This is a genomic window from Leptolinea tardivitalis (assembly GCF_001050275.1).
In the GTDB taxonomy this organism is placed as follows: Bacteria; Chloroflexota; Anaerolineae; order Anaerolineales; family Anaerolineaceae; genus Leptolinea; species Leptolinea tardivitalis.
The window spans coordinates 619,723-643,543 of the sequence record NZ_BBYA01000010.1 but is presented as its reverse complement, the minus strand read 5'-3'; the positions used below and the strand labels follow the sequence as shown (position 1 = coordinate 643,543).

General features: G+C 51.6%; 26 protein-coding genes and 1 pseudogene. 7 read left to right on the top strand and 20 right to left on the bottom strand.

Going from position 1 to position 23,821, the window contains the following annotated elements; genetic code table 11:
* Positions 1-3: 3 nt before the first annotated feature.
* Positions 4-702 (top strand): M23 family metallopeptidase, encoded by a 699-nt coding sequence (locus tag LTAR_RS12435; protein ID WP_062422564.1) that lies wholly within the window; start codon positions 4-6, stop codon positions 700-702.
* A 15-nt stretch (positions 703-717) separates the two neighbouring features.
* Here the strand turns inward: LTAR_RS12435 and LTAR_RS12430 are convergent, their stop codons facing one another.
* From LTAR_RS12430 to LTAR_RS12420, 3 genes are all read right to left on the bottom strand, one after another.
* Positions 718-1,299: a hypothetical protein gene (locus tag LTAR_RS12430; protein WP_062422562.1), complete on the bottom strand. Its 582-nt coding sequence runs from the start codon at positions 1,297-1,299 to the stop codon at positions 718-720.
* 167 nt (positions 1,300-1,466) lie between these two features.
* Complete coding sequence (ettA, locus tag LTAR_RS12425; RefSeq protein WP_062422561.1) at positions 1,467-3,143, bottom strand: energy-dependent translational throttle protein EttA; 1,677 nt, start codon at positions 3,141-3,143, stop codon at positions 1,467-1,469.
* Between the two features lie 129 nt (positions 3,144-3,272).
* Positions 3,273-4,304 carry a threonine aldolase family protein gene (locus LTAR_RS12420; RefSeq protein WP_062422559.1) on the bottom strand — a complete coding sequence of 344 codons (1,032 nt, stop codon included), beginning with the start codon at positions 4,302-4,304 and terminating at the stop codon, positions 3,273-3,275.
* 292 nt (positions 4,305-4,596) lie between these two features.
* Here LTAR_RS12420 and LTAR_RS12410 point away from each other — a divergent pair.
* Positions 4,597-5,589: pseudogene (locus LTAR_RS12410) on the top strand (NAD(P)/FAD-dependent oxidoreductase).
* A 6-nt stretch (positions 5,590-5,595) separates the two neighbouring features.
* Here LTAR_RS12410 and LTAR_RS12405 read toward each other — a convergent pair.
* A complete protein-coding gene (locus LTAR_RS12405; RefSeq protein ID WP_062422554.1) occupies positions 5,596-7,539 on the bottom strand; it encodes a hybrid sensor histidine kinase/response regulator in 1,944 nt (647 codons plus the stop codon).
* 194 nt (positions 7,540-7,733) lie between these two features.
* On the opposite strand from LTAR_RS12405, the gene LTAR_RS12400 reads away from it, so the two are divergent.
* From LTAR_RS12400 to LTAR_RS12390, 3 genes are read left to right on the top strand one after another with little or no spacing between them, the layout of a single operon-like run.
* A complete protein-coding gene (locus LTAR_RS12400; RefSeq protein ID WP_062422553.1) occupies positions 7,734-8,702 on the top strand; it encodes a DnaJ C-terminal domain-containing protein in 969 nt (322 codons plus the stop codon).
* 25 nt (positions 8,703-8,727) lie between these two features.
* On the top strand, positions 8,728-9,900 hold the full coding sequence (locus tag LTAR_RS12395) for a trypsin-like peptidase domain-containing protein (RefSeq protein WP_062422551.1): 1,173 nt from the start codon (positions 8,728-8,730) through the stop codon (positions 9,898-9,900).
* Positions 9,901-9,959: 59 nt separating this feature from the next.
* On the top strand, positions 9,960-11,060 hold the full coding sequence (locus tag LTAR_RS12390; protein ID WP_062422550.1) for a baeRF10 domain-containing protein: 1,101 nt from the start codon (positions 9,960-9,962) through the stop codon (positions 11,058-11,060).
* A 112-nt stretch (positions 11,061-11,172) separates the two neighbouring features.
* Here the strand turns inward: LTAR_RS12390 and LTAR_RS12385 are convergent, their stop codons facing one another.
* The 4 genes from LTAR_RS12385 to LTAR_RS12370 form a co-directional block, all read right to left on the bottom strand.
* Positions 11,173-11,574 carry a bacteriohemerythrin gene (locus LTAR_RS12385; protein ID WP_062422548.1) on the bottom strand — a complete coding sequence of 134 codons (402 nt, stop codon included), beginning with the start codon at positions 11,572-11,574 and terminating at the stop codon, positions 11,173-11,175.
* A 143-nt stretch (positions 11,575-11,717) separates the two neighbouring features.
* Positions 11,718-12,131, bottom strand: coding sequence for a GNAT family N-acetyltransferase (locus tag LTAR_RS12380; RefSeq protein WP_062422546.1), 414 nt, complete (start codon positions 12,129-12,131; stop codon positions 11,718-11,720).
* Between the two features lie 146 nt (positions 12,132-12,277).
* A complete protein-coding gene (locus tag LTAR_RS12375; protein WP_062422545.1) occupies positions 12,278-13,288 on the bottom strand; it encodes an HAAS signaling domain-containing protein in 1,011 nt (336 codons plus the stop codon).
* Positions 13,275-13,631, bottom strand: a complete 357-nt coding sequence (locus LTAR_RS12370) for a PadR family transcriptional regulator (protein ID WP_201775986.1) — start codon at positions 13,629-13,631, stop codon at positions 13,275-13,277. The genes LTAR_RS12375 and LTAR_RS12370 overlap by 14 nt, the downstream gene beginning before the upstream one ends.
* A 353-nt stretch (positions 13,632-13,984) precedes the next feature.
* On the opposite strand from LTAR_RS12370, the gene LTAR_RS12365 reads away from it, so the two are divergent.
* Complete coding sequence (locus LTAR_RS12365) at positions 13,985-14,308, top strand: hypothetical protein (RefSeq protein ID WP_062422544.1); 324 nt, start codon at positions 13,985-13,987, stop codon at positions 14,306-14,308.
* A gap of 372 nt (positions 14,309-14,680) precedes the next feature.
* On the opposite strand, the gene LTAR_RS12355 is transcribed toward LTAR_RS12365, so the two are convergent.
* Together LTAR_RS12355 and LTAR_RS12350 are read right to left on the bottom strand one after the other, a co-directional pair.
* Positions 14,681-15,994: an MFS transporter gene (locus LTAR_RS12355; RefSeq protein ID WP_062422542.1), complete on the bottom strand. Its 1,314-nt coding sequence runs from the start codon at positions 15,992-15,994 to the stop codon at positions 14,681-14,683.
* Between the two features lie 235 nt (positions 15,995-16,229).
* Complete coding sequence (locus tag LTAR_RS12350; protein WP_173426732.1) at positions 16,230-16,643, bottom strand: 2-thiouracil desulfurase family protein; 414 nt, start codon at positions 16,641-16,643, stop codon at positions 16,230-16,232.
* 145 nt (positions 16,644-16,788) lie between these two features.
* Here LTAR_RS12350 and LTAR_RS17160 point away from each other — a divergent pair, with 145 nt between their 5' ends.
* Positions 16,789-16,953 carry a hypothetical protein gene (locus LTAR_RS17160; RefSeq protein ID WP_158423441.1) on the top strand — a complete coding sequence of 55 codons (165 nt, stop codon included), beginning with the start codon at positions 16,789-16,791 and terminating at the stop codon, positions 16,951-16,953.
* Positions 16,954-17,309: 356 nt separating this feature from the next.
* Here the strand turns inward: LTAR_RS17160 and LTAR_RS12345 are convergent, their stop codons facing one another.
* The 10 genes from LTAR_RS12345 to LTAR_RS12300 all read right to left on the bottom strand — a co-directional run bounded on the left by LTAR_RS12345 (position 17,310) and on the right by LTAR_RS12300 (position 23,803).
* A complete protein-coding gene (locus LTAR_RS12345; RefSeq protein ID WP_062422541.1) occupies positions 17,310-17,513 on the bottom strand; it encodes a hypothetical protein in 204 nt (67 codons plus the stop codon).
* On the bottom strand, positions 17,510-17,905 hold the full coding sequence (locus LTAR_RS12340) for a hypothetical protein (RefSeq protein WP_062422540.1): 396 nt from the start codon (positions 17,903-17,905) through the stop codon (positions 17,510-17,512). The genes LTAR_RS12345 and LTAR_RS12340 overlap by 4 nt, the downstream gene beginning before the upstream one ends.
* 10 nt (positions 17,906-17,915) lie before the next feature.
* Positions 17,916-18,686: a hypothetical protein gene (locus LTAR_RS12335; protein ID WP_062422539.1), complete on the bottom strand. Its 771-nt coding sequence runs from the start codon at positions 18,684-18,686 to the stop codon at positions 17,916-17,918.
* A 3-nt stretch (positions 18,687-18,689) separates the two neighbouring features.
* Positions 18,690-19,202 carry a hypothetical protein gene (locus tag LTAR_RS12330; protein WP_062422538.1) on the bottom strand — a complete coding sequence of 171 codons (513 nt, stop codon included), beginning with the start codon at positions 19,200-19,202 and terminating at the stop codon, positions 18,690-18,692.
* Positions 19,202-19,708, bottom strand: coding sequence for a hypothetical protein (locus LTAR_RS12325; protein ID WP_062422537.1), 507 nt, complete (start codon positions 19,706-19,708; stop codon positions 19,202-19,204). Before LTAR_RS12325 ends, LTAR_RS12330 begins: the two co-directional genes overlap by 1 nt.
* Positions 19,693-20,361, bottom strand: coding sequence for a hypothetical protein (locus tag LTAR_RS12320; RefSeq protein ID WP_062422536.1), 669 nt, complete (start codon positions 20,359-20,361; stop codon positions 19,693-19,695). The genes LTAR_RS12325 and LTAR_RS12320 overlap by 16 nt, the downstream gene beginning before the upstream one ends.
* On the bottom strand, positions 20,352-21,032 hold the full coding sequence (locus LTAR_RS12315; protein ID WP_062422535.1) for a glycoside hydrolase family 25 protein: 681 nt from the start codon (positions 21,030-21,032) through the stop codon (positions 20,352-20,354). The genes LTAR_RS12320 and LTAR_RS12315 overlap by 10 nt, the downstream gene beginning before the upstream one ends.
* A complete protein-coding gene (locus LTAR_RS12310; protein WP_062422534.1) occupies positions 21,029-21,412 on the bottom strand; it encodes a hypothetical protein in 384 nt (127 codons plus the stop codon). The genes LTAR_RS12315 and LTAR_RS12310 overlap by 4 nt, the downstream gene beginning before the upstream one ends.
* Before the next feature lie 131 nt (positions 21,413-21,543).
* Complete coding sequence (locus LTAR_RS12305; protein ID WP_062422533.1) at positions 21,544-21,747, bottom strand: hypothetical protein; 204 nt, start codon at positions 21,745-21,747, stop codon at positions 21,544-21,546.
* A 97-nt stretch (positions 21,748-21,844) separates the two neighbouring features.
* Positions 21,845-23,803, bottom strand: coding sequence for a phage major capsid protein (locus tag LTAR_RS12300; protein ID WP_062422532.1), 1,959 nt, complete (start codon positions 23,801-23,803; stop codon positions 21,845-21,847).
* Positions 23,804-23,821 lie beyond the last annotated feature (18 nt).

Below are 23,821 nucleotides of genomic sequence, written 5' to 3'. Positions count from 1 at the left end.
CCGATGAAGACGAGTGCAAAGATTTTTCTGGCCGCCATTGTCGCCGTGGGGGCGGCAGGCGGATATTTTTTATACCGTTCACGTATATACGGAATAAATACAATAAGAGTCATCGACTTCATCAACCATCCCGAGAAACATGCAGATTGGATGGTTAAGGCAGGCAGCCGTTGCAACAATGCCCCTTTTCAGATACCGGTGGATGGATTCATCGGGTATCTCTGGGATGATTCCTGGCAAATCGGTCAGCGTCATCAGGGGATTGATATTTTCAGCGGAAAACAACCCGGGGAAACCGAAATCCATGCGGCCTATGATGGATACCTGACTCGTCTTCCTGATTGGAAGTCAACGGTCATCATCCGTATTCCTGATGATCCAATTGAACCCGGGCGGCAGATCTGGACGTATTACACCCACATGGCCACCAAAGAGGGAACTTCCCTGGTGGATCAGGCTTTCCCCCCTGGAACTCAGGATGTATTTGTGAAAGCCGGTACAGTGTTGGGACGCATGGGGAATTTTTCTGGTACACCTGGAAACCCGACCGGTGTTCATCTACATTTCTCTATTGTTCGAGATGATGGGAATGGAAATTTCAAGAATGAACTTGAAATAAAAAATACCATTGATCCATCGCCATACTTCGGATTCAATTTGAATAAAAATAACCAGAAAGACGAAATACCGGGCTGCCGATAAACCAATTGAGAAAAATTAAACCAATATAAGGCTTGAAATGGGATTGCGGCTGTCTGGCGATGAATACAGTTTCATTTCAAATATGGACCACTGTCCGTTGCGTTTTTCCAGTATGGCATCGAGGTCATTCTTTTTACCCCCTTCATAATTAACCGTGGCAGAAATCCAGACAGAGAATCCTGCAAGGAACTCGTGATTCTGAACCTGCCGGTTGGTTAGCCGTACAATGCGAAAATTGCGGAACGTCATGTTTTGATATCCCTGGAATTGAAGGTCATTGTCCTGTTCAACCATTGACCGGAATTCTTCAAGAGTTTTTAACGATTTCATATCGGGGCTCAACATGAAATACGCCTCGTTGATCTTGTTTTCACTTAATTTCTGGATATACGTATTCAACACATCCTGAGCCTGCGTCTGTTCTGACCGGACGGTAAAAAGAGTAAAGCCAAAAGTAGCCATGCATGCGGCAGAACACAGAAAAGCCAAAAAACTTATAAGCAGTATGACTTGAGTTCTAATGGTCAGGTTCTTCCTTGTCAGGGATTTTTCCATGGCTGGCGGGGCAGAAAGCGGGTTTTCGGATGGAAGAGTCAAGGCGATTCCAGAGGATTATTGATTTTTCTGACTTTCAGTTTTATGCAGGGACTGATCTGATCGGAATATGCCTGTATGGTTGTTGAAACCGTATCCTTGTTCGCAAGAGGGAGAGGAATTCGGTTTCACGCGGTCACTTTTTATGTAAGGTGTTACCCCCTGGTGCTTTACCGTGTCAGACTTCTATATTTGATTCGTTTGGGCTGGTCAGCGTCTGTACCAAGACGCTTATGCAGGTCTGCCTCATAGTCTGACCAGTTGCCAACCGACCAGACAATGTTGCTGTCGCCTTCAAATGCCAGAATATGCGTAACAATACGGTCGAGGAACCAGCGGTCATGCGACACAATAATGGCACAACCGGCATAATTTTCCAGGGCTTCTTCCAGTGCGCGCAGAGTGTTGACATCCAGATCGTTGGTAGGCTCGTCGAGCATTAATACATTTCCCTGGCTTTTCAACATCTTGGCGAGGTGCAGGCGGTTGCGTTCCCCGCCAGAGAGTAACCCCACCTTCTTCTGTTGTTCTGCTCCCTGAAAATTGAAAGCACTTACATATGCGCGCGAATTGCGTTTCTGGTTGCCCAGTGTAATGATTTCTTCTCCACCTGTGATTTCTTCCCAGACGGTCTTTTCAGGATCCAGATTTTCATGGAGCTGGTCAACATACGTCAATTTGACGGTTTCGCCGATGATGATATCACCCGAATCAGGTTTCTCCTGACCGGTGATCAAACGAAGCAGCGTTGTTTTGCCGGCACCATTCGGACCGATTACACCAACTATACCGCCGGCTGGAATACTCAGATTGAGATTATCAATCAAAAGATGGTCTCCGTAGGCTTTCGTCACACCTTTGAATTCAATCACCCTGTCGCCCAGGCGAGGACCCGGGGGAATGTAGATTTCAAGATCTTCACGGCGTTTCTCTGAATCTTGACTGAGCAGATTCTCATAGGCGGTATAACGTGCTTTGCCCTTTGACTGACGGGCTTTTGGTGACATGCGAATCCACTCCAGTTCACGTTCAAGTGTGCGCAGGCGTTTGGTTTCGCTCTTCTGTTCCTGGCGCAGTCGTTCTTCTTTTTGTTCCAACCAGGATGAGTAATTGCCCTCCCATGGAATACCGAAACCGTGGTCGAGTTCGAGGATCCAGCCAGCCACATTATCGAGGAAATAACGGTCATGGGTCACCGCAATGACCGTGCCTTTGTATTGCTGCAAGTGCTTTTCCAACCAGGCGACGGATTCTGTATCCAGATGGTTGGTGGGTTCATCAAGCAAAAGAATATCCGGTTCGGTGAGCAGCAGGCGGGTTAACGCTACCCGGCGGCGCTCACCGCCGGAGAGTTGTTTGACCAGTGTGTCACCCGCCGGACACCGCAGGGCATCCATGGCGATATCCAGATGGTTTTGAAGATTCCAGGCATCGTGCTTATCAAGCTCTTCCTGCAATTTGCCCTGTTCAGCAATCAGGGCATCAAAATCGGCATCAGGCTCACTGAATTTTTCGCTCACGGCATCGAACTGCTTGAGCATGTCAACAATGGGCTGTACGGCTTCTTCCACAACCTGCTGGACTGTTTTGTTGGGATCGAGCTGTGGTTCCTGATCAAGCATGCCCACAGAATAACCGGGGGAGAAAACCACCTGCCCGTTGTACTGGTCATCCTTGCCGGCGATGATGCGAAGTAAGGTGGACTTGCCCGCGCCGTTTAGTCCAAGCACGCCAATCTTGGCACCGTAGTAGAAGCCAAGAGAGATATCGCGCAATATCTGACGGTTGTTCGGCTGCACAACCTTGCCGACACGCACCATGGAAAAAATCACCTGATGGTCACTCATGGATCACCTGTATTTCTGAAAAGGAGTATGTCTCATTTTAACTTAACCAGAATTCATCAATTAAAAATCCCCGGGATTGCGAGAATTCCAGGGATTTTGGGTATTGCCAGAAGCAATATGGTGAGAAATTTACGATATCTTTTTCAGATCGTTCAAAAACTCATCTACTGTTTCTTCAGATGTTGCCCACGAGGTGACCAGACGTACGGACGTTCGCTTTTCATCGACCTTCACCCAGTCATAGAAAAGATAGTCTTGCCGCAATTTTTCTATAATATCGTTTGGCAGGATCGGGAAAATCTGGTTGGTGGGTGAGTCAGTAAGGAATGTATAACCAAGGGCTGCCATCCCTTGGGTCAGGCGTTCGGCCATCTGGTTGGCATGCCGAGCCAGGTCAAAATATAGGTTGTCTTTGAATAATTCGTCGAATTGGATACCCAGAATGCGGCCTTTCGCCAGCAGGGCGCCGCGTTGTTTAATGCAGTACCGGAAATCTGGTTTTAACTCTGGATTATTAATAACGATCGCTTCCCCGATTAATGCACCGTTTTTTGTACCACCGATATAGAAAACATCCACCAGGGAGCTGGCTTCTTTAAGGTCAAGGTCAGATTGACGGGATGTCAGGGCGGAACCCAGACGGGCGCCGTCCATATAGAGGATCAGCCCCAATTTTCTGCATAAACCAGAAACTTCGCGCAATTCCGCCGCAGAGTAGATGGTCCCGATTTCGGTGGATTGGGAAATGTAAACAGCCCGAGGTTTCACCATGTGTTCAAAATAATGCTCATCCACCACTGCCTGGATTTCTGGCGCCGTCACCTTGCCGTCTTTGCCTTTGACAATATGAACTTTGTGGCCGGTGGCTTCGACAGCACCGGTTTCATGAACGCAGATATGCCCGGAATCCACCGCAATGACCGATTCAAATGGGCGAAGAAAGGAAGAGAGTACCAGCAAATTGGCCTGCGTTCCTCCACTGACAAAGTGGATGTCGGCTTCCGGGTTGCCAATGGCAGCCTGGATTTTTTCGGCGGCTGACAGGCAGTATTCGTCTTCGGAGTAGCCAATTTGTTGCTGCATGTTGGTTTTTATGAGAGCTTCGATAATGCGAGGATGCGCTCCTTCAGAATAGTCATTTTGAAAGCTGTATTTGAACATAGTCAGAATTCCCGGGATGGTTTGTAATCAAGAAGGTATTGTACGAGCGTTCCTGCCTTTCGAACATACCCGATACTTATTTCAAGAAATAATTCGTGTGGATGGAACAGTTTCGAGTCGGATTTGGTAGAGGCAGACGGCCGTCCGCCCCTGTGCATAGGTAGATCAGGTTCATGTTGGATACAGTAGAGGCCAATAACCGTCATCCCTCTCAAATCAACCTTGTATCTTTTTTGGATTATTTTCATCTAAATAGATAGACTGATTACAGGTAATTTTTTAAGGAGCTTTCATGGTCGAAAACAAACAAAAAGAATTGGAGCTAACCTCACCTGATTCTGAAAAAACATATGATGTGCTGGTGATTGGAGGCGGTCCGGCCGGTGTGACGGCGGCTATGTATACAGCCCGGGCCGGCTTGCATACTATGGTCATTGACAAAGGTTTGACGGCCGGAGCCCTGGGTATCACAGGAAAAATCGCCAACTATCCCGGTTTGAGTGAAACCATCAGCGGGGCTGAACTGCTCTCATGAATGCGTGAACAGGCGGCATCGTTTGGCGCAGAATTTGTGTTTGACAAAGTCATAGGCGTTGATTTCAACCATGCAACAAAGATGGTCTATGCCAACCAGGCTGTTTACACTGGCCGGTCGGTGATAATTTCAACCGGGTCAATGGGGCGGGGGACTCGAGTCAAAGGAGAAGACCATCTGTTGGGTCGGGGTGTGTCTTATTGTGCCACCTGCGACGGTGCCTTTTATCGTGACAGGGAAGTGGCGGTCGCAGGAAGCAGCGATGAAGCGGTGGAAGAAGCCCTGTTTCTGACGAAATTCGCCCGCCGTGTTCACTTCTTATCTCCAACACCGGAAGTAAAAGCTCCCGCTGCGCTGGTTGAAGAACTTCAGCAGAATCCCAGAGTGATACTCCGCAAGGGTGCCAGTCTGCTGGAAGTTCTGGGAGAAAACAAAGTAGAGGCTGTTCGATTTGTTCAACGGGGACAGCCGGAAGAGACATTACCGGTGGCCGGTGTTTTCATTTATTTACAGGGCGGCAAACCGGAGACAGATTTCCTTCAGGGGCAGCTTGAAGTAACAGATTCCGGCTGCCTCCAGGTGAATCACGAATTTCAAACATCCATTGAGGGTGTTTATGCCGTGGGTGATGTGTTATGTGACCATATCAAACAGGCTGTCATCGCTGCCGGTGAAGGAGCCACGGCTGCCATCGCTTTGGAAAAGAACCTGCATGGACGCAGCAAGATGACGGTGGATTGGTCAAAATAAACCGGGTTATTCACCGGTTGTCGGGCTGGATTTGGTTTCTTCGTAGAGCGGCAACACTACATTAAAGGTTGATCCCTGACTTAACACAGAATCCACCCAGATGCGCCCGTAATGGGTTTCGACAATGCTCTTTACAATGGCCAAACCCAGACCTGTACCTGATGCTTCTCCGGCTGCGTTGCTGGCGCGGAAGAATTTGTCAAAAATAAACGGCAGATCCATCGGTGGGATACCCACGCCGGTATCCTTAAATTGCAGGATCATCTGATTGCCTTCAATTTCAGCTTTGATGAAAATCTGTCCGCCGGGAGGGGTGTACTTGATGCTGTTGCCCAGCAGGTTGTCTACCACCTGGGCCAGAAGGATGGGATTTCCCCACACCGGCGGCATATTTGGCGGAATATCCACCGATAGACGGTGTCCTTTATAGGCTAATTGATCTTTGAGGGTTTCACACGATTCGCCGATCAAATGGTCAATATGAACGATTTCTTTATGCTTGTCAAAACCGGCTTCAATCCGGCCGAGGTTAAGCAGGTCGTTAACCAGATTGGAAATATTATGCACACTCATCTGAACGTGACGAATGTACTCGCGCTGTAAATCCGTCACTGGCCCGACACGTTCAACCAGCTCGACGTATCCCAGTATTGTGGTCAGGGGGGTGCGCAGATCATGCGAGACTGTGTTGACGAAATCACTCTTGGCACGGTCAAGCTCTTTGAACATACTGATATCGTGAAGCGTGATGACGGTTCCCACATTGGAAATGGGGGTCACCTGGGCATCCATCACCCGGCCTTCGTTCAGGTTGATTTCCGCACGGCTGCTGCCCCGATCCAGCAAATCCATGATCTGGTCCATTTGCAGGTTGGAAATATCAGAATCAGACGCAGGCTCGGTTCCGTTCAGCGATAATGCCTCCCGGGCTCCCTGATTGACAAAGATAACTTTATTCTCAGCATCCAGAATGATCACCCCATCCTGTACTTTGGTCAGGATGGTTTCGAGGCGGGCGCGTTCATTATCAGTATTGCTGAATACCTGAGCATTTTCGATTGCAATAGCGGCAAAATCGGCTACGGCCGAAAGAAGCCTCACATGGTAATCGTTGAACGGCTTCTTGAGATTGCGGTTATCCACCCCAAGCACGCCCACGATGCGATCATGCGTTTTGAGGGGGACATAAATCAATGAATAAACCAGATAATCGGTTTTGATCTTTTTTAAGTTGTCTTCATCCACCAATACCGGTTGACCGGTGCGGATGACAGTGCCAGCCAGAGTATCGCCAATGCCCATCCGGAAATCAACATTCCCGGTATCTTCCCGGAAATTGCGGGAAGCTCGCAGGTACAGCTCTCCAGTTGTTTCATCAACCAGCAAAAGGCTGCTTTCTTCTGCATTTGTCAGTGAGACGGCGGTATCCATTACCGTCGAGAGCACACTGTCAAGGTCGAGCTTGCTGGTAATAGACTGACTGAGGCGGCTCAAAGTCTCCAGGTCGCTCATCTGGCTGCGTAGATTGGCAGTGGCCAGACGGGTTTCTTTTTGCATCCAGCCGCGGCGCCGGTCAGCGATTGCCAGTCCGTTACGCACCAATTTCAGGAAATCGTCACCACGAATGGGGAGTGTGAAGGTATCCATAACTCCAGCCTGGATAGCCTGTTTCAGCATAGTGGTAGATTCCTGGTAAGTAAACAGAATGACCGGTGTAGTGGGGGTGATGTCGCTCAACTCACGGGCAAAAGTTAATCCGCTTCCATCCGGGAGTTTTTCTCCAATAATGGCCAGCCGTGGGAAGCCCTCATTCAACGTTTTTTTTGCATCAGCGATAAGGGTGACAACCTTTACATCAAAGCCTTCTGGCCGCAACATGGTTTCCACAAGTGTATTGACCTGTGGATCGGAAGTGAGTACCAGTATCGGATCATGAAAGGAAAGGGTCATAACTGCATCACTACTCGCAAGAATAACCAGGATTATCCGAATATAACAGTAGAATCCTTAAAAATCTTCAATCCAACTATTTATGATAGCACATAACCTCGACGGCCAAATGTAAAACAAACTTTCATTAACTTTACATAAGATATTCCCTGTATCACTTGACTTTCGAACGTTGGAATGAATACAATATTTTTATGGATTACAAGGATTATTACAAGGTATTAGGGGTAGAACGAACTGCTAATGCGGATGAAATTAAAAAGGCTTATAGAAAACTTGCGATGAAATATCACCCTGACCGAAATCAGGGGAACAAGCAATCGGAAGATCGATTTAAAGAAATCAATGAAGCCTACGAAGTTTTAAGTGACCCGCAGAAACGCAACCGATATGACCAGTTGGGCGATTCTTACACCACCTGGCAGCGTGGTGGCGCGCAGGGTGGATTCAATTGGAATGATTGGATCAACCAGGCGCAGCAGCAGTCTGCAGCCGGACGAGGCGGCGCGACCTACCGCGTGGATACCACCGGTTTTGAAGATCTGTTCGGCGGCGGTTTTTCTGATTTTTTCAATGCCATTTTTGGCGGTTCAGCCGGTGGAATGGGACGCACGACTACCCGTACGACATCGAGCACGGCTCAAACTACCCGGCTCGACCCGCGAACTGTGGCCGCCCAGGGATTGGAGCAGCGCGTCAGTATTTCATTAGACGAGGCTTTCCGTGGTACACAACGCATTGTTCAGGTGGATAACCGCCGTCTTGAAGTAAAAATTCCGCCGGGCGCCAATACAGGCACACGTGTCCGTGTAGCCGGCGGCTCCAATGGCATCAAACAGGATATCTACCTGGTGATTGACGTGCAGCCTGATTCACGTTTTGAACGCAAGAATGATGATTTGCATACTGAAATTGCCATAGATCTTTATACAGCTGTTTTGGGCGGGCAGGTAAGTGTGGGTACACTATCAGGAAATGTGATGCTCAAAATACCTGCGGGAACCCAACCCGGTCAGACGTTCCGTTTGGCCGGACGGGGAATGCCGCACTTGCGCAACCCTCAAAATTTTGGAGATCTGTTTGCAAAGGTGAAGGTGAGCCTACCGAAAAACCTCTCTCAAAAACAACGGGAATTATTTGAGCAGCTTGCCAGAGAAAAATAGGTTTACCGGCATTCAGGAAACATACATGCAAAAAAAACGATTAATCCTGGTAACCATAGTGCTGGCGTTTTCTGTGGTTGCCTGTCAATTTACATCATCGTTTCAAGGAATTGCACAAAAACCGGTACAGGCTCTTCCTACCCTTGTACAGTCAAATTCGACAAACCTGCCTGTTGCTGTAGTTAATCCTAATCTGACCGCCGATCAGGACCTTCTTGTGCGTTTGTATGACACCGTCAGCCCCGGCGTGGTATTGATTCAGCAGGTTGGTGATACCGGCAGCGGGCTGGGTTCAGGCTTTGTATACAACACCGACGGGTTTATCATAACAAACTATCATGTTGTTGAAGGTGCAAACGACCTTGAAGTGGATTTCCCCAGCGGGTATAAAACCCGTGGAACGGTCAAGGCAACAGATCTTGATTCTGACCTGGCCGTCATAAAGGTGAATGCTCCGGCTGATCAGTTGCACCCGATTCCACTGGGTGATTCGGATCAGGTGAAGGTGGGGCAGACGGTGGTTGCTATTGGCAATCCGTTTGGTCTGAACAACACGATGACCATGGGTATTATTTCAGCCAAAGGCCGCACCATGGATTCGCTACGTCAGACGAATGATGGCAACTATTATTCCACCGGCGATATGCTGCAAACTGATGCGTCCATCAATCCTGGCAATTCCGGCGGGCCCCTACTTAATTTGAATGGAGAAGTCGTCGGCCTGAACCGTTCTATCCGGACAACCGGCACCAATTCAGACGGGGAACCGGTTAATAGCGGTATTGGATTCGCCGTTTCGGTCAATATCATCAAACGGGTGGTTCCGGTACTTATTCAAAATGGATATTACGATTACCCCTATCTGGGGATATCCACCCCTCCGGGCGGTGACTTGAGTCTGCTCGAACGGGAGGAGTTAGGGCTCACATCTACCTCTGGCGCCTACCTGATTGACGTAATTTCCGGCAGTCCGGCAGATCAGGCTGGACTGATCGGGGGGCACACATCCACCCGCATTCGCGGATTGCAGGGCGGCGGCGACCTGATCATTGCCGTAGACGGTCGCCCGGTTAAGGTATTTGGCGACCTGATGAGCTATATTATGACCAACAAATCACCCGGCGATACGATTACCGTCCGGATCATTCGCGATAACCAGGAGAAGGAGTTAACGTTGACTCTGGGCAAACGCCCCTGACATATTGAGTGCACGCCGCACCCGATACAACTCAACCATCTCATTAAGAGGAGGCTGTCATGTTTACGGATAATCAATTGAAGGAATTGGCAGGAGTAACCACCAAATCACCCGCATTGACCGTGTACTTGAACACCGATCCTGCCATGGGAAGCGCAGAAACTATCAAGTTGAGGCTGCGCACTTTATTAAAAGAAGTAGAGTTGGAACAGGATGTCGCTGCTGTTCTGGATTACTTTGAAACTCACCACCCCTTTACCGCCAGGGGAATTGCTGTTTTTTCGTGTAAAGGTGATGGAATTTTCAGGACGATTTCACTGGGTGTTCCGGTTCGTGACCAGGTTTTTACCGGTGACCGTTTCAGTATCAAACCTTTGGCCGATATTTTTGATGTTTTTGGTGGGTATGGTGTTATTCTGGTAGACCGCCAGGGTGCACGGGTATTCCATTTTCACCTCGGTGATCTGGTGGAGCAGGAAGGCGTACTGGGGACTCTGGTAAAACACACCAAACGTGGCGGCGCTTCCAGCATTGCCGGTCAGCGCGGCGGAACAGCCGGGCAGACTGGCTACGAAGATGAAGTTGTTGAACGGAATATGAAAGAAATTGCCGCCTTTGCTGTGCATTTCTTTGAAGAAAAACATATCCGGCGTATCTTGATAGGCGGTACGGATGATAATATCTCGATGTTCAGGGCACAATTGCCAAAAACCTGGCAGAGTCTGATCATTGGGACTTTTGCCATGAGTATGACCGCCACACACGCGGATGTTCTGGCGCGCGCCATGCAGATTGGCAAAGAAGCGGAAGCCGCCCGCGATCTTAAGATGGTACGTGATATTCTCTCGCAGGCTGGCAAGGGAGTTGGTGCGGAAGTAGGTTTGGAAAAAACTCTGCAGGCAGTTTCCCAGAGCCGGGTGCAAACCCTGGTGGTGACCGAAGGCTTCCGGCAGCCGGCTCACCGCTGTACAGGCTGCGGCCGTTTGACCGTACACACCAATCCTTTGTGCAAAGATTGTGGCAGCAAAATCGTTCCGGTGGATGATGGTGTCGAACTGGCTGTTAATGCTGTCATGCGATCTGGAGGTGAGGTGGAGATTGTGGGAAACAATCCCGATTTTGTTAAAGCCGGTAATATTGGCGCCATCTTGCGGTATTAAGATCGGTGATTTATGAGCAAAATCCCCCGGGAGCTTTTTCCGGGGGATTTTTTTTGATAACAATCATGCGACTGCAAATCTTGTGCTGGTTGTTGGTGCGAGATTCTGGCAATCAGGGTCGTTGATATGAAACATACCGGCGATCAGTTTTTCCGATATGCTGGATGATCCAGGTGTAGGTGTCAGTCAATGCGGCACGAAAGGCAGATTCATCCAGAGAATCAATTTTGGGCAGGATTTCCTGCATGGTCTGTTTAAATCTCGCATGGATCAGCCGGTGTTCTTCCACTTGTGGAAAACCGATTCTTTCCATATAAGCTTCTTCATGGGTGAAATGCTCGTCAACATAATTTGCCAGCGTTTCTTTGAAATAGCGACGGGCTTCTTCTTTACTGCCAGAGCTGATCAGGTTATGAACGGTGTTAATCATATTCACCAGACAGGCATGTTCTTCATCAATTTCTCGAATACCCAATCTGAATTCCATTTCAAAATTGAAAAGATCACCGGGCATATAAATCTCCTTGATACCGCTAAGAATTATAGAGATGTTTGTAAGCAGCCATTATAACAATAACCATTTTCACCTCTAAATTGTCCGATTATGTAAAGATACTAAAAACCCTCTCAATCATGCAAGAAGGTTGAAAGCTATTCTTATATCTGTACGTTTCGAGCCATCAACCAGTCGAGCTGAAGATCATTCCCCAGTTGGTAGTCTTGCTCTCCAACTTTGACGAAGCCCCAACGCTCATAGAACGCAATGGCACGCGGGTTCTTTTCCCACACATCCAGCCAGATGACATCACATTCCCGGCGGCGGGCTTCTTCCAGGCAGGCGGTCATTAGAGCGGCGCCAATGCCGTGCCCGATCATATCTTTCACTGAATACAGGCGGACAATTTCAATGGGGTGCCGGCCGGTAATGCAATCGGGGGGTGGATCCTGCCGCAGGCGGGTGTATCCCACCGGCCGTCCATCCAGCTCGGCGATCAGAAACAGACTCCCCGGTTCAGCCAGTTCGGTTGACTGAATCTCAGGGCTGAAGGCTCCCGCCAGATACGCAGCCATGTCTTCGGCGGTGTTACCGGCGGCAAAAGTATCTGCATAGGTGCGGGCCCCCAGCTCTGCCAGAAGCTGACTATCAGATGGAGCGGCTTTACGAATGGTGACCTGTGATGGGATTTTTCCCTCCTGCGGAAGATCGTTTTTTAGGATTATAGTATTTCCGGTCCTTTTTTCCAGAACATTCGGATCAGGTTTTGGATCAGTTCAATACCGGTCACCACGATCAGCACAATGAACAGGGCTTTCAAACCGATACCGATTCCGGTGAAGATTCCGGCAATCTGTTGGCCGGTATACCCCATTTGATTCAGTTTGTCGGATGCATCCAATACAATGGAACGCCCGGTGACCATGACAAAAAGTAGAATGATGGAAGCGGTGTCTAGGGCTATCTGGAACCATCTGCTCCACGGCTGCCATTTTCCGGTACGGATCAGGGCAAAATTCAAACCCAGGCTGAGAACCCAGATGAGGTTGAACCAGGGCAGGTACGTGAAAAAGACGGGTGACAGGGCAGCCACGAACACAGGTTGACCGGCGGCATCGTTGAAGTAGGCGCCGAACTTCTGGGCGAACACATTGAATATCAGCAGGGCGACCAGTGTCAGAACGATATCGGGCACCTGGCTCCACGGTTTGACAATATCTCTGGAGGCTTCCCCAGAAAGACTGCGGGGGTCCCAGGTGTCTTCGTTTTCGGTTTTTGCCTGCGATAACGCCCATTCCACAATGGCAAAGACAAATACAAGATTCCCAAAAACAGACAACAGAGAACCAAGCAATTCAAGGAGCCTTTTCAGGGTAAATTCGATCCCGGATTCAATGGTGAACGGCTGCTGAGTCAATGCCACGGATGTGGTGATAATCCCTACAAGTGCCACAATCCCGAGGATGACCCTGGCCGCCAGGATAAATGTGGGGTACAACCGCGGGCCAATCAGATAGCGCGGAGGCAGGTAGGAAGCAGCCACCTTTCGCGGAGTGCCGAATTCTCTTAATACCTCAGCGATCATTTCATCATCCACAGGGCGGCCGGCGCTCTGACTGCGGTTTTCAAGGGTATCTTCCAGGATCGAGCGGATTTCTTTCTGGATATCGGCTCGATCCCGGGCGGGCAGGTTTTCCCCCACCCGTTCAATATACGTATCAATGAGACTCATTCTGACCTTCCAATCTTTGGTTAATTCGCTGCAGGGCCGAGACTATGTTGTTCCATTCTTCCTGCAATTGTGGCAGGGCTTTGCGTCCCTGGGAGCTGATCACATAGTAGCGGCGGGGACGAGCTTCTTCGACCCGCCAGGTGGATTCGAGCAAACCCTGACTTTCAAGCCGGCGTAACAGAGGATAAAGTGTTCCCTGGTCAACTTCCAGCCCGTTTTCGGAGAGGAGTTTCAGCACGGAATAACCGTATTGTTCTTCCTGGAGCAGGCTGAGAACGGCGAGTACGATAATGCCCCGGCGCATCTCGAGTGTGATATTTTCTGATCCAATATCATTCATCATATTGTATCCTTTATTGCATTATAGTGTGTATTACACAGTATGTCAAGTACATAAGTAAATTTCGATAAATTTGTAGATTACATTGTCTAATCGGAACTGTGTTTAGTCACTTGTTTCGACCATACTCTGGATGTATCAAAACCAATGCAGGGTTGAAGCAGGCGGTGATGATCATGGGAAACAGCATATTGAGCCTCCGCCTGCTTCAACCGCAGACATGTTGTACTTTCTGCCTGGTATTCTGCAGGTGAGAATTTGCCTGTAAAGTCATGACAGGAAAGCAATAATCTCAGTATTTCAATTCGTGTTTAAAAACTATACAATGGGAAAATGATTACCCATAAGGAGCAACTATGAAACAATTTGTCATGTGTTTCCTCATAGTCTTGATCCTGTCTGCCTGTACAATAGAAAATCCAACATCCGCCCCGGTGCAGAATACCAAACCATCTATGGCCACGTCCATCCCGGCCAGTTCAACGTCTGTCATGACCGGTGAACAACTGCTGACCGATCGTTGTGCTGACTGTCACAGCCCGGACAAAGTGAAACAATCTCCGCAAAACCGTGACGGGTGGGTTAAAACTGTTTCCCGCATGATGTCAAAAGGCGCTCAACTGACTGATACAGAAAAGCAAATTCTGGTTGATTACCTGGCCGCTACATACGGTAAATAATCTTTTCTAGCGGTACGTTTTTTTGAAGAATTAGCTCAACTCCCTCTGGAGGCTGAGCCAGTCGAAGTCCCGGAGGCTGAGCCGGTCGAAGCCCCCCGGACCGATGCCCTCGACAGGCTCGGGCAGCGGAATATGCTTTTTTTTCTTCCACAAATTACCCTTGCAGGGTTGAAGCAGGCGGGGAGGATCATTGGAATCAGCAAGTCGAGTCTCCGCCTGCTTCAACCGCTGACTGATGCAGGTTGAATCCATGCCTGCAAAGGCAATTCAAAATATCGCATCTCGAAGGCTTCCACCCTGACCGGGCATCTTCAAAAAATACGCGGTTGTTGAAATCATTGTCTTTGCCTGTTGCAGGAAGATACCCCGGCTCTAGACCGCATCCGGTAAATCCTGTTCCACATAACGAAGCGGCTTCATGGAATAACCCACAATACTGGTCACCAATCCGCCCAGAGCCGTACAGGCAAACATCAACCCCATGCCGGCGCCCGGACCAATCCCACTGATCCATCCGAATATCCCGGCAAGAGAGCCACCTGCTGCCATTCCCGGCTCAAATACATGGTCAGCCAGCGGACCAGCCGCCAGATACCCGATGGGAATAGTGATCATCTGCAGCATCCCGCGCAGCGCGAAAACCCGCCCCTGCAGCTCTGGTGGAGTTTTTGCCTGCCAGATAGCCTGGTTTGGTCCGCTGATAAACGGTACCGATAGATTCGAGATAAATCCGGCCAGCACCCAGAATGGCAAAGATCGCCCGAAGGCAAACGTACCATCCCCCATGATGAACGAAAGCCCCGTTATTAGCAGAAGGCCTTTGACCTTTTGCTTTGGTCCTCCCCACGCAGACAGGATCAACCCGCCGGCAATACCACCCAACCCCAGCGAGGCTTCCACCCAGCTTAATGCCAGGGTGCTGTTGCCTGACCGCGCCAGGATCATCGGGGAGATGATCGAATAATACGTCAGACCGGCAAAGAGGTTGATCAGGGCAAACAGAAATATCAGACAGATCAACCCGGGGCGAGTACGGATGAAATCCCAACCCGCCCGCAGACTGACTTGATTCTCCTTGAGATCCGATCCGTCTGCCTGCTCTGGCTGCGGAATGTGCGAAACGAGCAGCGTCCCAAAAGCAGCGAAGAACGTCAGCAGGTCCAGCATCAGCACGACCTTGAGGCCGGCAGCGGGCAGCAGCAAACCGGCCAGTACAGGTGCAATCACCCGGGCCGAAGATTCTGAGAGGCTATTTAGACTGCTGGTGCGGGTGAAGTCACTGCGAGGAACGAGCAATGTAATTGCTGCCTGATAAGCCGGGTACTGGAACGCCTCGAACATCCCGGTCATGGTCTCCAGAAGATAAAGATGCCAGATTTGCAGACGGCCTACGGTAAACAGATACAGGATAACGGCGCTCATCAGAGCGGCGCACGTATCAGAGAGCAGCATTACCGTTTTACGTTTTATGCGATCCACCACAACACCTGAAAAGGATGAGCAAAGTACGATGGCACCAAAGTTAAAGAATCCCAGCAGGGCCAGGGTGGTGGCGGAGCCGGTCTGCTGGTAAGCCCAGATCATCAGGGCAAAGCGGCTCATGGCTGTACCGACCAGCGACACAGTTTGTCCGCCCCAGATTCGATAAAAGGTTTTCCAACCCGAAGATGATGGAATATGGTTCATGATGTAATTCCTACGGCAACGATCGCCTGGTTATTTCAAAAAATGGACAAAAAAAGCGGGCGAATGTGATTTCGCCCGCTTTGTAATAGCAGAATAAAGACCGAATTCGTCTAATACTCAAAACGGGCACGTTTGTTCATCCCCTGTGCCCTGCTCATATTAATGGCGGCCTTCAAAAAATAAAAGAAATCCAACATGCGGGCGATTTTACCTTTCACCTGCCAGCCTGGCAAGGTTACAGATCCTCTTCCGTTTTGACAGACAGGCCGTTTTCCCGGCAAAGGGCGGCGAAGATACCATCTCCGGGTATCAGCCGGCCGGTGAAGGTGCCGTCATACACGCGGCCAACCCCGCAAGAGGGTGACCTGGCTTTCAATATGGCTGATGTTGCCCCGGCGAGCCGTGCCAGGTTTATTGCTTCCTGTGCCCCGCGTGTAAATGCCCCGGTGACGTCAGTTCCGTCGCGCATCCATACCCGTCCGTTTACAATCTCTGAAGATTGACGGGGTGTGGTCAACCCGCCGAGCTGCTCGGGGCAGACCGGAATGGCTTTACCTTCCGCCACCAGACGGATGACGGCTTCGCAGGGTTTGGCGTTGCCGTCGTACCGGCAGTGTACACCGGCCAGGCAGGCGCTTACGATAATCATGATTCGTTCTCCTTCTGAGAGCATAACGTTTTTTTATCCTATTTTCAACCTGATGTTTCATCCATGGTCATTGGTACATACGGAGAGGGTAAACAGGTATAGAATCATCTGGGAAATCAGTGTTTTAAGGGGAGAGAATAAATCCATGTGTTCCACTTTCATATTGGCAGTAATTTTGATTATTGCCATAATAGGTTGGGGTCTGCGCCGGGATGAACCTGATGAATCTGATGCCAATAACGAGGATCTCACGATAGAGGATATCGTTATGCTGGATATGATCGATGACGAATGGGATGAAGACCGGTAAACTCTCTTCATCCAACAAATCTCACACCATGTCCGCCCAATCTGACCAGGCCTCGTCCGATCCGGCGTAGGGGCGGACGGCCGTCCGCCCCTGCCATACCTGACACGAACCCTATCCACCCAAGTGTACGGCTTTAACTTCCTTTTTCCCGTGCAGCTCGTCCAATGATCCCAACACTTGACGGCCGAAGCGTGGATACGGGTTTAAGATACACATCATTCGACCAAAAAACATTATCCCGGTCCGGTTACGAACTTACTATGAGTATGTCAACCGCGATCAAATGGTTTTTTAAGGTTAATTTCCGATCTTTTTATCATTTCTTCCGGTAAACCTGACAATCCAGACTGATCACCTCACCCGCCTTTTTCCAGTGCAGACACCCGTTCCATCAACCGCGCGACGATACCGGCCAGTTCGTCAGCCTTCAGACCGCCTTTTGCCAGAACCGTCATGTCAGATTCCTCCTGCCGATGTTCACCTTCGCCTGCTGGTTTCAATCGGAAAACACCGCCGCTTTTCTCGATGGCAGACATCGCGGCTATTTTTACCGGCTTCATTCTTCCACCTCCACCACGCAGACGGCTTCACCGGCGGCGCAATAGGTTTTCCGGTCGACCGGCGCCAGGACGAATGTTCCGGCTGTCTCGCAGCTTAATGTCACGGCGCCCAGACCGTCTGTCAATGGGACGGATTCCACCATACCATTGATATTAATCTGCACAGATTCCTGCCCGGGGCATTCCACCTGCACGATCACCGTGCCGATGCCTGCCCGGGCTTTCACCAGTTCTCCGCCTCGGCCGTCCACCAGTAGACGCAGCCGATGGGCGTACTGCGTAAAGGGTGTGGCTATCTCCTCTATCGTCTCGCCGGTTTCCAGCACCGTACCGGCATCTTGTTCCATGAACGTTTTAATGTCTCCCTGTGCGTTGCGTATCACCACTGTCATTCTGCCTCCTTCACCGCCAGGCCTGTAAACGCCAGTAGCCAGAGCTGGATCCCCGGCGCATGTTCAGGCATGTGCCGTATCCGCTGTATGTTCCACTCTGGGCGTAAATATTGGTACTGTTCCAACCCAGGCACGATACGCCAAAACTGATGCTTACAGTGTTGACCAGAACCAGCTCATCGTTCACGCCCGGATTTGAGCTGGTAGCATGGAGAAGCACCACCAACCGCGGTGTCTGACCGAGATTATGCGCCTTGGTATAGGTGTTGCTGTCAGCCACAGCAAACCAGCCGGAATCATAGTCCGGCAGACCCAGTCCCTGGGCGGAGTAGGTGTTGACGGATGCCGCACTGACATTGCTGCCGTCCCAGTAGCATTGACCGATCAGACGCTGGTCGGTGCCTTCCACCGGACTGGTGTTGATTTCCAGTGTGAAGCTGGACGAACCGGGATTGCGCCGGGCAAAGATATACCATGTTGCCGCCAGCCCGGAAAAACAGCCTGCCGGCAGGTCCACATTGGCCGATGCCTGGCACATGTATCCGTTGATCATCAGGGTTGGCGGATTGGTGGTAACAAAGGGGATGCGCAGCCGGTTTGTGGCCAGGTATTCCAGACGCACCCCGCTGATGAAGCGGGCAAAAAACTGTCCGATCGTCCGAGCGTCTTCGGGAGCCGCCCCCAGGGTGAGGGCATCTTTACGCAGGTTGTTGTACTGTGAACTGGCGGTTGGCTGCCCGGGCGAAACCTCGCCGGATGATGGGTAAACAGGTGCACTCATAAATCACCTCCAGTAGGTGGTGGACCAGGTCATCTCGCCGGTGTAGACGGTTTGATCCACCCAGAAAGATTGGATGAAGCGGGTGACATCCACCGGATCAAACGCGCTGCCGGTGTTGCTCATCTGCACCGTTACCAGGGTGAGATCGGGGTAATGCACTTCAGTGGCGTAATGCCCTGAAGCGAACAACCCGCTGAACGTGCCAGATGATGTCAACAGAGCCAGCCCCGAGTGGCAGTTCAGATAACGCATCAGGGCTGCGTACATCTCCACCGCCGATTCTGTATGGATGGTGTTGTCGGGGTTGGGTAAACGGTCGCCCAGAATGACAGTAAAAAAGTACTTCTGGTTGTCAATGTACGAACCATCATCCTGTTGAACGGCTTCCCGTTGGATGGACACAGCCGGGCCGTCTTCTTTGCTGTCATCCAGCAGGAAGCCGCAGGGCAGGCCGTTGTTGATCTGGGGATGGCTGAGGGCAATATGACAATTAATTCCGGGAATGGCGGTGCTCATCAGTCCACTCCGTGAACCGGCTTATGGAACGGCCGGGTGTCTTTTTTAGGTGCCTCCCACCACAGGTGCCGGTCAGAGGCAGCAGACCGCGGCAGGCTGGCAGCCGGGCAGCGCGCAGGAAGGCGGGCACCCGGCCGTGGAACCAGGCGGTCTTCGGTGTAATCCACCCGCCACCGGCGCAGACCGTCTTTGTACATCATTTTCCGGAACAGGGCAGCATTGACCTCCAGGGGTAATTGAATGACAAATCTGGTTGGCAGATTGAGAGTGGGCTCCAGATGGCAGCGGCACCTGCCGCCGCATTGTAGACGGCTCGATCCGGGCATCACCGAATTTTGCCATTCGTCCAGTGTACGCACCTCTCCTTCCAGAGACAGACAGTCAGGGCAATGGCAGCCGTATCCATGACTGCCCAATACCCAGCGATGCGGGATGGCGTTTTCATCCAACCCATTGATCTGCAGCCACAGTTCATTGGTCATTGGCAGCGTCAGCAGCAATCCCATTGGTCCATCCTCCAAACTGTCCTGCCGGAGACAGGTAACTTTTGCCGGCGTAAACCCTCCAACTCCTGTTGAAAGCGTTCGAGAACGGCATTCCCCCAGGTTTGCAGCAGGGCGGGGTCGATGCGCCGGCTGCCGTAGCTGCGGTTTTCCACCTTATCGATCGCACGGAACAGGGCGGCGTATCCGGCAGCACCCCGTACCAGCAAGGCAGTATGCAATGGTGTGACGGTGCTGATGACAGCACCGTCCAATCCGTTAATGCTGTGACCGGTGGTGTAACGCACCATCAACCTGCTTCCATCGGTTGGCAGACTGCCGGGCAGGGTGCGCAGTTCGAGCACTGGTTTATCAAGGTCGCGCCAGCAGCGCCAACCGGTCACATGATTGATTGGCTGCAGGGCTTCTGCTTTCCCTTCGCTGTATGGCCAGCGGACAGCGACCACATCGACGAGCCCCGGCAGGCTGCTCAGGTTGATATCTCCTGTGGCAGGCATGTCCAGCACGGTTTCGTGCAGACAGGGAAAAGATTGTGAATAAGCAGACAGCGCCTGCCGGGTGGCTTCATCCAGCACATCCGTGGGCCAGATCTCTTCGCCGGTATCCATCAGCATCAGGGTGATACGGGTGTGTAATTCCGATAATGTCAGGGCCATAAGGCGGGATGCGCCCTCCAGAGGCGCTCAACTTTTTCTTGCAGGGTGGCAGCACGCTGGTTTTCCACCCGGGCGGCAGTCAGGCGGGCAAAGGTTTCCTCGCTGCACAGGTTCATATCCACCCCGCGTGAAGCACAGCCATAGTAACCGCCGTCACCGCTGTTGGTATGCTGCCAGAAGTAATACTCCGACCACGGCGAGGGGATGATCGGCTGGTTGATCCGGTAATTGGCGATCCACAGCGGGTAATCCGCCCAGGTTGGGTCGGCCGAGCCGTAGTTTTTCCAGAAATCCGGGCTGGTATAGACGGCCGGTTTGACACCCAGTCTATATTCCACAGCCTGAAGAAAACGTTTCAGCCGGTCTGCGGCATCTGCCGGAACACCGCTGCGTTCTTCAAAATCAGCGGCCGGAGGCAGTTCGCCGGGATCGTCTTTCAACAGGGAGCAGAAGGTATCCGCCTGTTCCAGAGGGTCGCGGTCCCACACCAGATAGTGGTATCCACCGCGAAGTAAACCGGCTGACCGGGCTGCCGGCCAGTTCTGCGGAAAGAGTTTGTCGGCATACAGGCGCTGGCTGACTTTGATATAGGCAAAACGTACACCGTTTCTGGCCGCCTTGGCCCAGTTGACCGTTCCCTGCCAGGCAGAGACATCCATACCGGTGATCATAGGCTGCGCTCCGTCCGTTTCTGAACCATCGGTTGCTGAGCCTGTCGAAGCAGTCTATCTTTCTCCGAATCACCAGATTCTGCCTTCAATCCAAATGAATCACGGGCATTCTCTAATTCCACGGGAGAGAAGATAAATTTCATGCCGTTGGGAGCCACTACAGCCAGGCTGCCGTCAGCCCGCAGGGAAGCTCCCCTGAGTTCATACGGCCGGCAATTCAAGATCAGCCCGGCCAGTTTGCGGTTTTGATCATCCATTATGATCTTCTCCTTTCCAAAAATAACCTTTGCAGGGTTGAAGCAGGCGGTATATGCTTCTTGACGTGATAGAACCCTGTCTCCGCCTGCTTCAACCGATGTGTCCGATCGGAACCATGTCATTCCGAAAGAGCTCCGGTGGGTGAGCTCGTCGAACCCCGGCGCATTGGCCCTCGACAGGCTCGGGCACCGGAACCAGCCCGGTGGGTGAGCCTGTCGAAACGCTCGGTCGTTGAGCCTGTCGAAACGAATACCTACCGGCTGATGGACTTCAACCCATCAGCGGCATTTGAAATGGCCGTCCCCAGAATATAGGCCGCCAGAACCGCCACCAGGTTGGTGATCTCCTCTTCACTGACGGGAAAATCCGGCCGGTAGGCCTTGAGGATGATCACTGCCAGCCCCACCAGGGCTGCCCAGAATTTCCGGGAAGACAATAAGTCGATCATTTTCTGCATCTGTTTCTCCTTGTTGTTTCTTTTATGGATGATTCAAGTTTTCTTGAACTCCAAGGGTCTCAAAGACCCTTGGAGTTTGGCAGAGGGAGAATTTCAATTACCCGGCTACATTTGACTTGTGCAGCGGGCGGAAGTCGTTCACCCACACAGCCAGGAAATGGCGCACTTTAAGGCGGTGTTCGTCATGCGTGAAGACGGCCGGACTGAGCTCATCACCCGCCAGGAAAATTTCAGGCATGATCCCGAACCGCTCGCCGATGAAAATTGCCGGTGCAATACGCGGGTCGCAGGCGGCCGCCCAGTTGGTGGCATCTGTCCATTCCGGCACGGTGATCACATCACCCGGTTGGCCGCGCTGCATATTCTCGCTGTAAATATTGGCGGTATTTTCCAATGATGGATAGAGAATCTTCATGGCGGCCAGCTGCAAAGCCCGGGGCACCAGCAAATACCGGGGGTTGACGGCCATGCGCGGACCAGCTCCGTAGGAGCCGGACGCGTTTTTAATCAGCATCGGCTGGTTGTAGACCGCCGTGCAGACGGCATCCCATTCGGCGGCAGTCAATGCACCGGTCAGCAGGTTCTTATGTCCGCCCGCCGTGGTAACAGCCGTGGCGTTGAACAATGCCCCGCCGTCAGCCAGGTTTGGACCGATTCCGCTGTTGGCCGTGAATACAGCTGAAACCAGGCTGGATATCTTGCGCAGACCCGCGGCGGCCAGTTCGCGCGGATAGGCTTTCAACTTGCGGGTTTCATCCCGGTCAATGAGTTCAAGCGTCAGCGGAATGTAACCGCCGTACTTCTTCCAATCGGCGGTTTCCGGTGAATCACCCACCACCAGTTCCTGGTACTCACCGCGTTCCGCCACCTCAGGCAGGTCGCCCACCGTACCGACCAGGGTTCCGGTGATCTGCTGCAGGCTGTCAAAGTGCTCCACACAGGAGATGCGCTGCCACCAGTCGTAACCGGCTTCACCCAGCTCCCGCCAGCGGTTGGCAATCACCTTGTTCATAGAATTCTTGACCAGCCCTGAAAAATCAGCGGTGGTGGCCAGACGGGTGCGTTCAGGGTAATACCCGCCGTGCATATCCACATCTCCGGTGAGGGTGAGGTACAGTTCACGAATACCGCTCAGGCGTGCAGGATTCAGCCCGGTCAGGCTTGGATCACGGTCGGCGCCGAACAGATCATCGGTGGCAGCCTGAAGCTGGTCACGTGTGTCATACATGGCGGTGATGCGCCCCGGTCCCTGCACCACGCTTCCACCGGATAATCCGGCCACCAGCTGCCGGGCGGATTCCACGGCTTCGTTCAGCTCTGCTGGATTGTAAACACGGTCTGCAAAACGCATGCGGATCTGTTCACAGGCCAGCATGGGCAGGGAACTGGCTGAAAGGCGGGCCTCCAGAAGGTTGCCGCAGAGATCAGTCAGGGTTGGCACAATGTCCGCCGGTTGGTTTTCTACTGCTGGTTCTTCTTTGTTCAAATTGACTCCTTCCTCCATACAGGATATAGGTAATCCCCCGCCGCTCAAGACTTGAAGAAATGCTCCTCCGCGCGCAGGGTTGTGGACCAGATCAACAGACAGAATTTTGATGATTTCCTGCACCTCCCTGATGCCTTCAAGATTGGCATCGCGGTTTCCACGCAGCACCAGATCAGCGGAAAAGCCGACCCTGGGTACTGTGACTCCGGGATGCTCCACCATCTCCCGCCCAACCGAACGGACCACACCAGCCGCCGGTCCGATGGGAGTTAATGTCAGACGGATGCCCTGTCGGGAATCTTCCCAGGCGGGGGACGAAAATACACCTCCCAGGTCGCGGATGGACCGGCTGCCAGATGGATCATCCCGGCTGGCATGGTCAATGAAGCACTCCACACCTTCCCACAGGGGGATTGACCGGCGGAGTACATCCGGGGGAAAATTCCATCCATTTCCCACACCTGCTGAAATGGCCAGAATAAGAAATCCCTCTGGTTCAGCCGATTCCGCCATTGGATTGATAATTTCCAGTGTTACGCGGGTTGTTTGATCTTCCTTTGGTGAAGGCATCTTCCTCCTTTTCATGAA

Bases quoted from the DNA above. Each gene is read 5' to 3' on its own strand.
- LTAR_RS12435 (WP_062422564.1), top strand. From the start codon at position 4: ATGAAGACGAGTGCAAAGATTTTTCTGGCCGCCATTGTCGCCGTGGGG.
- ettA (WP_062422561.1), bottom strand. From the start codon at position 3,143: ATGAGTGACCATCAGGTGATTTTTTCCATGGTGCGTGTCGGCAAGGTT.
- LTAR_RS12420 (WP_062422559.1), bottom strand. From the start codon at position 4,304: ATGTTCAAATACAGCTTTCAAAATGACTATTCTGAAGGAGCGCATCCT.
- LTAR_RS12405 (WP_062422554.1), bottom strand. From the start codon at position 7,539: ATGACCCTTTCCTTTCATGATCCGATACTGGTACTCACTTCCGATCCA.
- LTAR_RS12400 (WP_062422553.1), top strand. From the start codon at position 7,734: ATGGATTACAAGGATTATTACAAGGTATTAGGGGTAGAACGAACTGCT.
- LTAR_RS12395 (WP_062422551.1), top strand. From the start codon at position 8,728: ATGCAAAAAAAACGATTAATCCTGGTAACCATAGTGCTGGCGTTTTCT.
- LTAR_RS12390 (WP_062422550.1), top strand. From the start codon at position 9,960: ATGTTTACGGATAATCAATTGAAGGAATTGGCAGGAGTAACCACCAAA.
- LTAR_RS12385 (WP_062422548.1), bottom strand. From the start codon at position 11,574: ATGCCCGGTGATCTTTTCAATTTTGAAATGGAATTCAGATTGGGTATT.
- LTAR_RS12380 (WP_062422546.1), bottom strand. From the start codon at position 12,131: ATGGCTGCGTATCTGGCGGGAGCCTTCAGCCCTGAGATTCAGTCAACC.
- LTAR_RS12375 (WP_062422545.1), bottom strand. From the start codon at position 13,288: ATGAGTCTCATTGATACGTATATTGAACGGGTGGGGGAAAACCTGCCC.
- LTAR_RS12370 (WP_201775986.1), bottom strand. From the start codon at position 13,631: ATGATGAATGATATTGGATCAGAAAATATCACACTCGAGATGCGCCGG.
- LTAR_RS12365 (WP_062422544.1), top strand. From the start codon at position 13,985: ATGAAACAATTTGTCATGTGTTTCCTCATAGTCTTGATCCTGTCTGCC.
- LTAR_RS12355 (WP_062422542.1), bottom strand. From the start codon at position 15,994: ATGAACCATATTCCATCATCTTCGGGTTGGAAAACCTTTTATCGAATC.
- LTAR_RS12350 (WP_173426732.1), bottom strand. From the start codon at position 16,643: ATGATTATCGTAAGCGCCTGCCTGGCCGGTGTACACTGCCGGTACGAC.
- LTAR_RS17160 (WP_158423441.1), top strand. From the start codon at position 16,789: ATGTGTTCCACTTTCATATTGGCAGTAATTTTGATTATTGCCATAATA.
- LTAR_RS12345 (WP_062422541.1), bottom strand. From the start codon at position 17,513: ATGAAGCCGGTAAAAATAGCCGCGATGTCTGCCATCGAGAAAAGCGGC.
- LTAR_RS12340 (WP_062422540.1), bottom strand. From the start codon at position 17,905: ATGACAGTGGTGATACGCAACGCACAGGGAGACATTAAAACGTTCATG.
- LTAR_RS12335 (WP_062422539.1), bottom strand. From the start codon at position 18,686: ATGAGTGCACCTGTTTACCCATCATCCGGCGAGGTTTCGCCCGGGCAG.
- LTAR_RS12330 (WP_062422538.1), bottom strand. From the start codon at position 19,202: ATGAGCACCGCCATTCCCGGAATTAATTGTCATATTGCCCTCAGCCAT.
- LTAR_RS12325 (WP_062422537.1), bottom strand. From the start codon at position 19,708: ATGGGATTGCTGCTGACGCTGCCAATGACCAATGAACTGTGGCTGCAG.
- LTAR_RS12320 (WP_062422536.1), bottom strand. From the start codon at position 20,361: ATGGCCCTGACATTATCGGAATTACACACCCGTATCACCCTGATGCTG.
- LTAR_RS12315 (WP_062422535.1), bottom strand. From the start codon at position 21,032: ATGATCACCGGTATGGATGTCTCTGCCTGGCAGGGAACGGTCAACTGG.
- LTAR_RS12310 (WP_062422534.1), bottom strand. From the start codon at position 21,412: ATGACATGGTTCCGATCGGACACATCGGTTGAAGCAGGCGGAGACAGG.
- LTAR_RS12305 (WP_062422533.1), bottom strand. From the start codon at position 21,747: ATGCAGAAAATGATCGACTTATTGTCTTCCCGGAAATTCTGGGCAGCC.
- LTAR_RS12300 (WP_062422532.1), bottom strand. From the start codon at position 23,803: ATGCCTTCACCAAAGGAAGATCAAACAACCCGCGTAACACTGGAAATT.